This window comes from Escherichia sp. KCJ4928 (genome assembly GCF_004352695.1).
Lineage (GTDB): Bacteria > Pseudomonadota > Gammaproteobacteria > Enterobacterales > Enterobacteriaceae > ECMA0423.
Genome location: NZ_SJWV01000122.1, coordinates 1 through 12513 on the forward strand (window position 1 = coordinate 1; position 12513 = coordinate 12513).

At 52.9% G+C, this 12513-nt stretch carries 11 protein-coding genes; 8 read left to right on the top strand and 3 right to left on the bottom strand.

Annotated features, from left to right (window positions below):
* Both gltA and E0D98_RS16345 read right to left on the bottom strand, forming a co-directional pair.
* On the bottom strand, positions 1-1244 hold a 1244-nt coding region (gene gltA / locus E0D98_RS16340; RefSeq protein WP_063080095.1), incomplete at its 3' end, for a citrate synthase.
* A 205-nt stretch (positions 1245-1449) separates the two neighbouring features.
* On the bottom strand, positions 1450-1557 hold the full coding sequence (locus E0D98_RS16345) for a hypothetical protein (protein WP_001305582.1): 108 nt from the start codon (positions 1555-1557) through the stop codon (positions 1450-1452).
* Positions 1558-1937: 380 nt separating this feature from the next.
* On the opposite strand from E0D98_RS16345, the gene sdhC reads away from it, so the two are divergent.
* The 8 genes from sdhC to sucD all read left to right on the top strand — a co-directional run bounded on the left by sdhC (position 1938) and on the right by sucD (position 11659).
* A complete protein-coding gene (gene sdhC / locus E0D98_RS16350) occupies positions 1938-2342 on the top strand; it encodes a succinate dehydrogenase cytochrome b556 subunit (RefSeq protein ID WP_000263347.1) in 405 nt (134 codons plus the stop codon).
* Positions 2336-2683: a succinate dehydrogenase membrane anchor subunit gene (gene sdhD, locus E0D98_RS16355; RefSeq protein WP_000254365.1), complete on the top strand. Its 348-nt coding sequence runs from the start codon at positions 2336-2338 to the stop codon at positions 2681-2683. The genes sdhC and sdhD overlap by 7 nt, the downstream gene beginning before the upstream one ends.
* Complete coding sequence (sdhA, locus tag E0D98_RS16360) at positions 2683-4449, top strand: succinate dehydrogenase flavoprotein subunit (protein ID WP_000775540.1); 1767 nt, start codon at positions 2683-2685, stop codon at positions 4447-4449. The genes sdhD and sdhA overlap by 1 nt, the downstream gene beginning before the upstream one ends.
* Before the next feature lie 15 nt (positions 4450-4464).
* On the top strand, positions 4465-5181 hold the full coding sequence (gene sdhB, locus E0D98_RS16365) for a succinate dehydrogenase iron-sulfur subunit SdhB (RefSeq protein ID WP_001235263.1): 717 nt from the start codon (positions 4465-4467) through the stop codon (positions 5179-5181).
* A gap of 300 nt (positions 5182-5481) precedes the next feature.
* Positions 5482-8283 carry a 2-oxoglutarate dehydrogenase E1 component gene (gene sucA / locus E0D98_RS16370; protein WP_050877185.1) on the top strand — a complete coding sequence of 934 codons (2802 nt, stop codon included), beginning with the start codon at positions 5482-5484 and terminating at the stop codon, positions 8281-8283.
* Between the two features lie 14 nt (positions 8284-8297).
* Positions 8298-9530, top strand: coding sequence for a 2-oxoglutarate dehydrogenase complex dihydrolipoyllysine-residue succinyltransferase (gene odhB, locus E0D98_RS16375; RefSeq protein ID WP_000099821.1), 1233 nt, complete (start codon positions 8298-8300; stop codon positions 9528-9530).
* Positions 9531-9623: 93 nt separating this feature from the next.
* Positions 9624-10790, top strand: coding sequence for an ADP-forming succinate--CoA ligase subunit beta (gene sucC / locus E0D98_RS16380; RefSeq protein WP_001048602.1), 1167 nt, complete (start codon positions 9624-9626; stop codon positions 10788-10790).
* Positions 10790-11659, top strand: coding sequence for a succinate--CoA ligase subunit alpha (sucD, locus tag E0D98_RS16385; protein ID WP_000025458.1), 870 nt, complete (start codon positions 10790-10792; stop codon positions 11657-11659). Before sucC ends, sucD begins: the two co-directional genes overlap by 1 nt.
* Before the next feature lie 103 nt (positions 11660-11762).
* Here sucD and mngR read toward each other — a convergent pair whose 3' ends face one another.
* Entirely contained in the window at positions 11763-12485 is a 723-nt protein-coding gene (gene mngR / locus E0D98_RS16390; protein ID WP_000509899.1) for a mannosyl-D-glycerate transport/metabolism system transcriptional repressor MngR, read from the bottom strand.
* Positions 12486-12513 lie beyond the last annotated feature (28 nt).

Consider the following 12513-nt stretch of genomic DNA (forward strand, 5'->3'; position numbering starts at 1 on the left):
CCTGTATACAGCTGACGCGGACGGGCAATCTTCATACCGTCACTGTGCATTTCGCTCCAGTGGGCGATCCAGCCAACGGTACGTGCCATTGCGAAAATGACGGTGAACATGGAAGACGGAATACCCATCGCTTTCAGGATGATACCAGAGTAGAAATCGACGTTCGGGTACAGTTTCTTCTCGATAAAGTACGGGTCGTTCAGCGCGATGTTTTCCAGCTCCATAGCCACTTCCAGCAGGTCATCTTTGGTGCCCAGCTCTTTCAGAACTTCATGGCAGGTTTCACGCATTACGGTGGCGCGCGGGTCGTAATTTTTGTACACGCGGTGACCGAAGCCCATCAGGCGGAAAGAATCATTTTTATCTTTCGCACGACGAACAAATTCCGGAATGTGTTTAACGGAGCTAATTTCTTCCAGCATTTTCAGCGCCGCTTCGTTAGCACCACCGTGCGCAGGTCCCCACAGTGAAGCAATACCTGCTGCGATACAGGCAAACGGGTTCGCACCCGAAGAGCCAGCGGTACGCACGGTGGAGGTAGAGGCGTTCTGTTCATGGTCAGCGTGCAGGATCAGAATACGGTCCATAGCACGTTCCAGAATCGGATTAACTTCATACGGTTCGCACGGCGTGGAGAACATCATATTCAGGAAGTTACCGGCATAGGAGAGATCGTTGCGCGGATAAACAAATGGCTGACCAATGGAATACTTGTAACACATCGCGGCCATGGTCGGCATTTTCGACAGCAGGCGGAACGCGGCAATTTCACGATGACGAGGATTGTTAACATCCAGCGAGTCGTGATAGAACGCCGCCAGCGCGCCGGTAATACCACACATGACTGCCATTGGATGTGAGTCGCGACGGAAAGCGTGGAACAGACGGGTAATCTGCTCGTGGATCATGGTATGACGGGTCACCGTAGTTTTAAATTCGTCATACTGTTCCTGAGTCGGTTTTTCACCATTCAGCAGGATGTAACAAACTTCCAGGTAGTTAGAATCGGTCGCCAGCTGATCGATCGGGAAACCGCGGTGCAGCAAAATACCTTCATCACCATCAATAAAAGTAATTTTAGATTCGCAGGATGCGGTTGAAGTGAAGCCTGGGTCAAAGGTGAACACACCTTTTGAACCGAGAGTACGGATATCAATAACATCTTGACCCAGCGTGCCTTTCAGCACATCCAGTTCAACAGCTGTGTCCCCGTTGAGGGTGAGTTTTGCTTTTGTATCAGCCATTTAAGGTCTCCTTAGCGCCTTATTACGTAAGACTGCCGGAACTTAAATTTGCCTTCGCACATCAACCTGGCTTTACCCGTTTGTTATTTGGCTCGCCGCTCTGTGAAAGAGGGGAAAACCTGGGTACAGAGCTCTGGGCGCTTGCAGGTAAAGGATCCATTGATGACGAATAAATGGCGAATCAAGTACTTAGCAATCCGAATTATTAAACTTGTCTACCACTAATAACTGTCCCGAATGAATTGGTCAATACTTCCACACTGTTACATAAGTTAATCTTAGGTGAAATACCGACTTCATAACTTTTACGCATTATATGCTTTTCCTGGTAATGTTTGTAACAACTTTGTTGAATGATTGTCAAATTAGATGATTAAAAATTAAATAAATGTTGTTATCGTGACCTGGATCACTGTTCAGGATAAAACCCGACAAACTATATGTAGGTTAATTGTAATGATTTTGTGAACAGCCTATACTGCCGCCAGGTCTCCGGAACACCCTGCAATCCCGAGCCACCCAGCGTTGTAACGTGTCGTTTTCGCATCTGGAAGCAGTGTTTTGCATGACGCGCAGTTATAGAAAGGACGCTGTCTGACCCGCAAGCAGACCGGAGGAAGGAAATCCCGACGTCTCCAGGTAACAGAAAGTTAACCTCTGTGCCCGTAGTCCCCAGGGAATAATAAGAACAGCATGTGGGCGTTATTCATGATAAGAAATGTGAAAAAACAAAGACCTGTTAATCTGGACCTACAGACCATCCGGTTCCCCATCACGGCGATAGCGTCCATTCTCCATCGCGTTTCCGGTGTGATCACCTTTGTTGCAGTGGGCATCCTGCTGTGGCTTCTGGGTACCAGCCTCTCTTCCCCTGAAGGTTTCGAGCAAGCTTCCGCGATTATGGGCAGCTTCTTCGTCAAATTTATCATGTGGGGCATCCTTACCGCTCTGGCGTATCACGTCGTCGTAGGTATTCGCCACATGATGATGGATTTTGGCTATCTGGAAGAAACATTCGAAGCGGGTAAACGCTCCGCCAAAATCTCCTTTGTTATTACTGTCGTGCTTTCACTTCTCGCAGGAGTCCTCGTATGGTAAGCAACGCCTCCGCATTAGGACGCAATGGCGTACATGATTTCATCCTCGTTCGCGCTACCGCTATCGTCCTGACGCTCTACATCATTTATATGGTCGGTTTTTTCGCCACCAGTGGCGAACTGACATATGAAGTCTGGATCGGTTTCTTCGCCTCTGCGTTCACCAAAGTGTTCACCCTGCTGGCGCTGTTTTCTATCTTGATTCATGCCTGGATCGGCATGTGGCAGGTGTTGACCGACTACGTTAAACCGCTGGCATTGCGCCTGATGCTGCAACTGGTGATTGTCGTTGCACTGGTGGTTTACGTGATTTATGGATTCGTTGTGGTGTGGGGTGTGTGATGAAATTGCCAGTCAGAGAATTTGATGCAGTTGTGATTGGTGCCGGTGGCGCAGGTATGCGCGCGGCGCTGCAAATTTCCCAGAGCGGCCAGACCTGTGCGCTGCTCTCTAAAGTCTTCCCGACCCGTTCCCATACCGTTTCTGCGCAAGGCGGCATTACCGTTGCGCTGGGTAATACCCATGAAGATAACTGGGAATGGCATATGTACGACACCGTAAAAGGGTCGGACTATATCGGTGACCAGGACGCGATTGAATATATGTGTAAAACCGGGCCGGAAGCGATTCTGGAACTCGAACACATGGGCCTGCCGTTCTCGCGTCTTGATGATGGTCGTATCTATCAACGTCCGTTTGGCGGTCAGTCGAAAAACTTCGGCGGCGAGCAGGCGGCACGCACTGCGGCGGCGGCTGACCGTACCGGTCACGCACTGTTGCACACGCTTTATCAGCAGAACCTGAAAAACCACACCACCATTTTCTCCGAGTGGTATGCGCTGGATCTGGTGAAAAACCAGGATGGCGCGGTGGTGGGTTGTACCGCACTGTGCATCGAAACCGGTGAAGTGGTTTATTTCAAAGCCCGCGCTACCGTGCTGGCGACTGGCGGGGCAGGGCGTATTTATCAGTCCACCACTAACGCCCACATTAACACTGGCGACGGCGTCGGCATGGCTATCCGCGCAGGCGTACCGGTGCAGGATATGGAAATGTGGCAGTTCCACCCGACCGGTATTGCCGGTGCGGGCGTACTGGTCACCGAAGGTTGCCGTGGTGAAGGCGGTTATCTGCTGAACAAACATGGCGAACGCTTTATGGAGCGTTATGCGCCGAACGCCAAAGACCTGGCGGGCCGTGACGTGGTGGCGCGTTCCATCATGATTGAAATCCGTGAAGGTCGCGGCTGTGATGGTCCGTGGGGGCCACATGCGAAACTGAAACTCGACCACCTGGGTAAAGAAGTTCTCGAATCCCGTCTGCCGGGTATTCTGGAACTCTCCCGTACCTTCGCTCACGTTGATCCGGTGAAAGAGCCGATTCCGGTTATCCCAACCTGTCACTACATGATGGGTGGTATTCCGACCAAAGTGACCGGTCAGGCGCTGACGGTGAACGAGAAAGGCGAAGATGTGGTTGTTCCGGGGCTGTTTGCCGTTGGTGAAATCGCTTGTGTATCGGTACACGGCGCTAACCGTCTGGGCGGCAACTCGCTGCTGGACCTGGTGGTCTTTGGTCGCGCAGCGGGTCTGCATCTGCAAGAGTCTATCGCCGAGCAGGGCGCATTGCGCGATGCCAGCGAGTCTGATGTTGAAGCATCTCTGGATCGTCTGAACCGCTGGAACAATAATCGTAACGGTGAAGATCCGGTGGCGATTCGTAAAGCGCTGCAAGAATGTATGCAGCATAACTTCTCGGTCTTCCGTGAAGGTGATGCGATGGCGAAAGGGCTTGAGCAGTTGAAAGTTATCCGCGAGCGTCTGAAAAATGCCCGTCTGGATGACACTTCCAGCGAGTTCAACACCCAGCGCGTTGAGTGCCTGGAACTGGATAACCTGATGGAAACGGCGTATGCAACGGCTGTTTCTGCCAACTTCCGTACCGAAAGCCGTGGCGCGCATAGCCGCTTCGACTTCCCGGATCGTGATGATGAAAACTGGCTGTGCCACTCCCTGTATCTGCCAGAGTCGGAATCCATGACGCGCCGAAGCGTCAACATGGAACCGAAACTGCGCCCGGCATTCCCGCCGAAGATTCGTACTTACTAATGCGGAGACAGGAAAATGAGACTCGAGTTTTCAATTTATCGCTATAACCCGGATGTTGATGATGCTCCGCGTATGCAGGATTACACCCTGGAAGCGGAAGAAGGTCGCGACATGATGTTGCTGGATGCGCTTATCCAGCTGAAAGAGAAAGATCCCAGCCTGTCGTTCCGCCGCTCCTGCCGTGAAGGTGTGTGCGGTTCCGACGGTCTGAACATGAACGGCAAGAATGGTCTGGCCTGTATTACCCCGATTTCGGCACTCAACCAGCCGGGCAAGAAGATTGTGATTCGCCCGCTGCCAGGTTTACCGGTGATCCGCGATTTGGTGGTAGACATGGGACAATTCTATGCGCAATATGAGAAAATTAAGCCTTACCTGTTGAATAATGGACAAAATCCGCCAGCTCGCGAGCATTTACAGATGCCAGAGCAGCGCGAAAAACTCGACGGGCTGTATGAATGTATTCTCTGCGCATGTTGTTCAACCTCTTGTCCGTCTTTCTGGTGGAATCCCGATAAGTTTATCGGCCCGGCAGGCTTGTTAGCGGCATATCGTTTCCTGATCGATAGCCGTGATACCGAGACTGACAGCCGCCTCGACGGTTTGAGCGATGCATTCAGTGTATTCCGCTGTCACAGCATCATGAACTGCGTCAGTGTATGTCCGAAGGGGCTGAACCCGACGCGCGCCATCGGCCATATTAAGTCGATGTTGTTGCAACGTAATGCGTAAACCGTAGGCCTGATAAGACGCGCAAGCGTCGCATCAGGCAACCAGTGCCGGATGCGGCGTGAACGCCTTATCCGGCCTACAAGTCATTACCCGTAGGCCTGATAAGCGCAGCGCATCAGGCGTAACAAAGAAATGCAGGAAATCTTTAAAAACTGCCCCTGACACTAAGACAGTTTTTAAAGGTTCCTTCGCGAGCCACTACATAGACAAGAGCTCGCAAGTGAACCCCGGCACGCACATCACTGTGCGTGGTAGTATCCACGGCGAAGTAAGCATAAAAAAGATGCTTAAGGGATCACGATGCAGAACAGCGCTTTGAAAGCCTGGTTGGACTCTTCTTACCTCTCTGGCGCAAACCAGAGCTGGATAGAACAGCTCTATGAAGACTTCTTAACCGATCCTGACTCGGTTGACGCTAACTGGCGTTCGACGTTCCAGCAGTTACCTGGTACGGGAGTCAAACCGGATCAATTCCACTCTCAAACGCGTGAATATTTCCGCCGCCTGGCGAAAGACGCTTCACGTTACTCTTCAACGATCTCCGACCCTGACACCAATGTGAAGCAGGTTAAAGTCCTGCAGCTCATTAACGCATACCGCTTCCGTGGTCACCAGCATGCGAATCTCGATCCGCTGGGACTGTGGCAGCAAGATAAAGTGGCCGATCTGGATCCGTCTTTCCACGATCTGACCGAAGCAGACTTCCAGGAAACCTTCAACGTCGGTTCATTTGCCAGCGGCAAAGAAACCATGAAACTCGGCGAGCTGCTGGAAGCCCTCAAGCAAACCTACTGTGGCCCGATTGGTGCCGAGTATATGCACATTACCAGCACCGAAGAAAAACGCTGGATCCAACAGCGTATCGAGTCTGGTCGCGCGACTTTCAATAGCGAAGAGAAAAAACGCTTCTTAAGCGAACTGACCGCCGCTGAAGGCCTTGAACGTTACCTCGGCGCAAAATTCCCTGGCGCAAAACGCTTCTCGCTGGAAGGCGGTGACGCGTTAATCCCGATGCTTAAAGAGATGATCCGCCACGCTGGCAACAGCGGCACCCGCGAAGTGGTTCTTGGGATGGCGCACCGTGGTCGTCTGAACGTGCTGGTGAACGTGCTGGGTAAAAAACCGCAAGACTTGTTCGACGAGTTTGCCGGTAAACATAAAGAACACCTCGGCACGGGTGACGTGAAATACCACATGGGCTTCTCGTCTGACTTCCAGACCGATGGCGGCCTGGTGCACCTGGCGCTGGCGTTTAACCCGTCTCACCTTGAGATTGTAAGCCCGGTCGTTATCGGTTCTGTTCGTGCCCGTCTGGACAGACTTGATGAGCCGAGCAGCAACAAAGTGCTGCCAATCACCATCCACGGTGACGCCGCAGTGACCGGGCAGGGCGTGGTTCAGGAAACTCTGAACATGTCGAAAGCGCGTGGTTATGAAGTTGGCGGTACGGTACGTATCGTTATCAACAACCAGGTTGGTTTCACCACCTCTAATCCGCTGGATGCCCGTTCTACGCCGTACTGTACTGATATCGGCAAGATGGTTCAGGCACCGATTTTCCACGTTAACGCGGACGATCCGGAAGCCGTTGCCTTTGTGACCCGTCTGGCGCTCGATTTCCGTAACACCTTTAAACGTGATGTCTTCATCGACCTGGTATGCTACCGCCGTCACGGCCACAACGAAGCCGACGAGCCGAGCGCAACCCAGCCGCTGATGTATCAGAAAATCAAAAAACATCCGACACCGCGCAAAATCTACGCTGACAAGCTGGAGCAGGAAAAAGTGGCGACGCTGGAAGATGCCACCGAGATGGTTAACCTGTACCGCGATGCGCTGGATGCTGGCGATTGCGTGGTAGCAGAGTGGCGTCCGATGAACATGCACTCTTTCACCTGGTCGCCGTACCTCAACCACGAATGGGACGAAGAGTACCCGAACAAAGTTGAGATGAAGCGCCTGCAGGAACTGGCTAAACGCATCAGCACGGTGCCGGAAGCGGTTGAAATGCAGTCTCGCGTTGCCAAGATTTATGGCGATCGCCAGGCGATGGCTGGCGGTGAGAAACTGTTCGACTGGGGCGGCGCGGAAAACCTCGCTTACGCCACGCTGGTTGACGAAGGCATTCCGGTTCGCCTGTCGGGTGAAGACTCCGGTCGCGGTACCTTCTTCCACCGCCACGCGGTGATCCACAACCAGTCTAACGGTTCCACTTACACGCCGTTGCAACACATCCATAACGGGCAGGGCGCGTTCCGCGTCTGGGACTCCGTACTGTCTGAAGAAGCAGTGCTGGCGTTTGAATACGGTTATGCCACCGCAGAACCACGCACTCTGACCATCTGGGAAGCGCAGTTCGGTGACTTCGCCAACGGTGCGCAGGTGGTTATCGACCAGTTCATCTCCTCTGGCGAGCAGAAATGGGGCCGGATGTGTGGTCTGGTGATGTTGCTGCCGCACGGTTACGAAGGGCAGGGGCCGGAGCACTCCTCCGCGCGTCTGGAACGTTATCTGCAACTTTGTGCTGAGCAAAACATGCAGGTGTGCGTACCGTCTACCCCGGCACAGGTTTACCACATGCTGCGTCGTCAGGCGCTGCGCGGGATGCGTCGTCCGCTGGTCGTGATGTCGCCGAAATCCCTGCTGCGTCATCCGCTGGCGGTTTCCAGCCTCGAAGAACTGGCGAACGGCACCTTCCTGCCAGCCATCGGTGAAATCGACGAGCTTGATCCGAAGGGCGTGAAGCGCGTAGTGATGTGTTCTGGTAAGGTTTATTACGACCTGCTGGAACAGCGTCGTAAGAACAATCAACACGATGTCGCCATTGTGCGTATCGAGCAACTCTACCCGTTCCCGCATAAAGCGATGCAGGAAGTGTTGCAGCAGTTTGCTCACGTCAAGGATTTTGTCTGGTGCCAGGAAGAGCCGCTCAACCAGGGCGCATGGTACTGCAGCCAGCATCATTTCCGTGAAGTGATTCCGTTTGGGGCTTCTCTGCGTTATGCAGGCCGCCCGGCCTCCGCCTCTCCGGCGGTAGGGTATATGTCCGTTCACCAGAAACAGCAACAAGATCTGGTTAATGACGCGCTGAACGTCGAATAAATAAAGGATACACAATGAGTAGCGTAGATATTCTGGTCCCTGACCTGCCTGAATCCGTAGCCGATGCCACCGTCGCAACCTGGCATAAAAAACCCGGCGACGCAGTCGTACGTGATGAAGTGCTGGTAGAAATCGAAACTGACAAAGTGGTACTGGAAGTACCGGCATCAGCAGACGGCATTCTGGATGCGGTTCTGGAAGATGAAGGTACAACGGTAACGTCTCGTCAGATCCTTGGTCGCCTGCGTGAAGGCAACAGCGCCGGTAAAGAAACCAGCGCCAAATCTGAAGAGAAAGCATCCACTCCGGCGCAACGCCAGCAGGCATCTCTGGAAGAGCAAAACAACGATGCGTTAAGCCCGGCGATCCGTCGCCTGCTGGCTGAACACAATCTCGACGCTAGCGCCATTAAAGGCACCGGTGTGGGTGGTCGTCTGACTCGTGAAGATGTGGAAAAACATCTGGCGAAAGCCCCGGCGAAAGAGTCTGCTCCGGCAGCGGCTGCTCCGGCAGCGGCTGCTCCGGCGGCGCAACCGGCTCTGGCTGCACGTAGTGAAAAACGTGTCCCGATGACTCGCCTGCGTAAGCGTGTGGCAGAGCGTCTGCTGGAAGCGAAAAACTCCACCGCCATGCTGACCACGTTCAACGAAGTCAACATGAAGCCGATTATGGATCTGCGTAAGCAGTACGGTGAAGCGTTTGAAAAACGCCACGGCATCCGTCTGGGCTTTATGTCCTTCTACGTGAAAGCGGTGGTTGAAGCCCTGAAACGTTACCCGGAAGTGAACGCGTCTATCGACGGCGATGACGTGGTTTACCACAACTATTTCGACGTCAGCATGGCGGTTTCTACGCCGCGCGGCCTGGTGACACCGGTACTGCGTGATGTCGATACCCTCGGCATGGCAGACATCGAGAAGAAAATCAAAGAGCTGGCAGTCAAAGGCCGTGACGGCAAGCTGACCGTTGAAGATCTGACCGGTGGTAACTTCACCATCACCAACGGTGGTGTGTTCGGTTCCCTGATGTCTACGCCGATCATCAACCCGCCGCAGAGCGCAATTCTGGGTATGCACGCTATCAAAGATCGTCCGATGGCGGTGAATGGTCAGGTTGAGATCCTGCCGATGATGTACCTGGCGCTGTCCTACGATCACCGTCTGATCGATGGTCGCGAATCCGTGGGCTTCCTGGTAACGATCAAAGAGTTGCTGGAAGATCCGACGCGTCTGCTGCTGGACGTGTAGTAGTTTAAGCTTCACCTGCACTGTAGACCGACGTGGATAGGGTGTCGGTCTACGGTTTAAAAGATAACGATTACTGAAGGATGGACAGAACACATGAACTTACATGAATATCAGGCAAAACAACTTTTTGCCCGCTATGGCTTACCAGCACCGGTGGGTTATGCCTGTACTACTCCGCGCGAAGCAGAAGAAGCCGCTTCAAAAATCGGTGCCGGCCCGTGGGTAGTGAAATGTCAGGTTCACGCTGGTGGCCGCGGTAAAGCGGGCGGTGTGAAAGTTGTAAACAGCAAAGAAGACATCCGTGCTTTTGCAGAAAACTGGCTCGGCAAGCGTCTGGTAACGTATCAAACAGATGCCAATGGCCAACCGGTTAACCAGATTCTGGTTGAAGCAGCGACCGATATCGCTAAAGAGCTGTATCTCGGTGCCGTTGTAGACCGTAGTTCCCGTCGCGTGGTCTTTATGGCCTCCACCGAAGGCGGCGTGGAAATCGAAAAAGTGGCGGAAGAAACTCCGCACCTGATCCATAAAGTTGCGCTTGATCCGCTGACAGGCCCGATGCCGTATCAGGGACGCGAGCTGGCGTTCAAACTGGGTCTGGAAGGTAAACTGGTTCAGCAGTTCACCAAAATTTTCATGGGCCTGGCGACCATTTTCCTGGAGCGCGACCTGGCGTTGATCGAAATCAACCCGCTGGTCATCACCAAACAGGGCGATCTGATTTGCCTCGACGGCAAACTGGGCGCTGACGGCAACGCACTGTTCCGCCAGCCTGATCTGCGCGAAATGCGTGACCAGTCGCAGGAAGATCCGCGTGAAGCACAGGCTGCACAGTGGGAACTGAACTACGTTGCGCTGGACGGTAACATCGGTTGTATGGTTAACGGCGCAGGTCTGGCGATGGGTACGATGGACATCGTTAAACTGCACGGCGGCGAACCGGCTAACTTCCTTGACGTTGGCGGCGGCGCAACCAAAGAACGTGTAACCGAAGCGTTCAAAATCATCCTCTCTGACGACAAAGTGAAAGCCGTTCTGGTTAACATCTTCGGCGGTATCGTTCGTTGCGACCTGATCGCTGACGGTATCATCGGCGCGGTAGCAGAAGTGGGTGTTAACGTACCGGTCGTGGTACGTCTGGAAGGTAACAACGCCGAACTCGGCGCGAAGAAACTGGCTGACAGCGGCCTGAATATTATTGCAGCAAAAGGTCTGACGGATGCAGCTCAGCAGGTTGTTGCCGCAGTGGAGGGGAAATAATGTCCATTTTAATTGATAAAAACACCAAGGTTATCTGCCAGGGCTTTACTGGTAGCCAGGGGACTTTCCACTCAGAACAGGCCATTGCATACGGCACTAAAATGGTTGGCGGCGTAACCCCAGGTAAAGGCGGTACTACCCACCTCGGCCTGCCGGTGTTCAACACCGTGCGTGAAGCTGTTGCTGCTACTGGCGCTACCGCTTCTGTTATCTACGTACCAGCACCGTTCTGCAAAGACTCCATTCTGGAAGCTATTGATGCAGGCATCAAACTGATTATCACCATCACTGAAGGCATCCCGACGCTGGATATGCTGACTGTGAAAGTGAAACTGGACGAAGCCGGCGTTCGTATGATCGGCCCGAACTGCCCGGGCGTTATCACTCCGGGTGAATGCAAAATCGGTATCCAGCCGGGTCACATTCACAAACCGGGTAAAGTGGGTATCGTTTCCCGTTCCGGTACACTGACCTATGAAGCGGTTAAACAGACCACGGATTACGGTTTCGGTCAGTCGACCTGTGTTGGTATCGGCGGTGACCCGATCCCTGGCTCTAACTTTATCGACATTCTCGAAATGTTCGAAAAAGATCCGCAGACCGAAGCGATCGTAATGATCGGTGAGATCGGCGGTAGCGCTGAAGAAGAAGCGGCAGCGTACATCAAAGAGCATGTTACCAAGCCAGTTGTGGGTTACATCGCTGGTGTGACTGCGCCGAAAGGCAAACGTATGGGCCACGCGGGTGCCATCATTGCCGGTGGGAAAGGGACTGCGGATGAGAAATTCGCTGCTCTGGAAGCCGCAGGCGTGAAAACCGTTCGCAGCCTGGCGGATATCGGTGAAGCACTGAAAACTGTTCTGAAATAAATATCTGTAATAAGAAATAGCCCTCGCCGCTTCCCTCTACAGGAATGGCGAAGGGCTGTCGGTTTCGACATGGTTGGCCATCGTATGATGGCCTTTTTTGTGCTTATCGCGATGATTTTCGTTGCGCTATCAGGGTAAATTTATAGTCATCGGTATTAAAAGCGTTGCGGCTATATTCAAACACCCGACCATCAACTAAATATCCACGCGATACTTTTTCAAGAATCGGCTTTGTCTGGCTGATATTAAGCAGACGGCTCATCTCTTCGGTTGGCATCAGAGGAATGATTTCCTGTTCGCTACGATCGATAACCATTTTCTTCACTTCTTCAATAAAGTGATATTTTGAATTTTCCATGACCTGCCAGGTGAGATCCGGGAACAACGCAAGCGGCATCCAGGTTTCTTCCAGCGCCATTGGCTTTTGCTTGCGATAGCGCACGCGCTTCACATGCCACACACGATCCTGCGCGGTGATTTGTAGCTGTTGCTGAAGAAAATCGTCAGCCGGAATCACTTCAAATATCAGGACTTCACTGTGTGTATCGACGTGACGGTCCGACAGTTTTTCATCAAAACTGGTTAACTGAAAAATATCGTAATTGACCCGCTCTTCTTTGACGTAAGTCCCGCTGCCCTGAATGCTTTCGAGGATCTGTTGCTCGACTAACTGGCGCAAAGCCTGACGCACCGTAACCCGGCTGACGCCAAACTCTGTTTGTAATGCCGATTCGGTAGGTAACGCATCGCCAGGTTTAAGCTCGCCACGCGCAATTTGTTCACGAATGCGATCGGCAATCTGCCGGTATAAGGGCTTGTGTCCCATTTTTAGTATCTCATTAATACGAATTTAG

Coding starts and splice junctions, on each gene's coding strand:
- E0D98_RS16345 (WP_001305582.1), bottom strand. CDS start 1,557: ATGCGTAAAAGTTATGAAGTCGGTATTTCACCTAAGATTAACTTATGT.
- sdhC (WP_000263347.1), top strand. CDS start 1,938: ATGTGGGCGTTATTCATGATAAGAAATGTGAAAAAACAAAGACCTGTT.
- sdhD (WP_000254365.1), top strand. CDS start 2,336: ATGGTAAGCAACGCCTCCGCATTAGGACGCAATGGCGTACATGATTTC.
- sdhA (WP_000775540.1), top strand. CDS start 2,683: ATGAAATTGCCAGTCAGAGAATTTGATGCAGTTGTGATTGGTGCCGGT.
- sdhB (WP_001235263.1), top strand. CDS start 4,465: ATGAGACTCGAGTTTTCAATTTATCGCTATAACCCGGATGTTGATGAT.
- sucA (WP_050877185.1), top strand. CDS start 5,482: ATGCAGAACAGCGCTTTGAAAGCCTGGTTGGACTCTTCTTACCTCTCT.
- odhB (WP_000099821.1), top strand. CDS start 8,298: ATGAGTAGCGTAGATATTCTGGTCCCTGACCTGCCTGAATCCGTAGCC.
- sucC (WP_001048602.1), top strand. CDS start 9,624: ATGAACTTACATGAATATCAGGCAAAACAACTTTTTGCCCGCTATGGC.
- sucD (WP_000025458.1), top strand. CDS start 10,790: ATGTCCATTTTAATTGATAAAAACACCAAGGTTATCTGCCAGGGCTTT.
- mngR (WP_000509899.1), bottom strand. CDS start 12,485: ATGGGACACAAGCCCTTATACCGGCAGATTGCCGATCGCATTCGTGAA.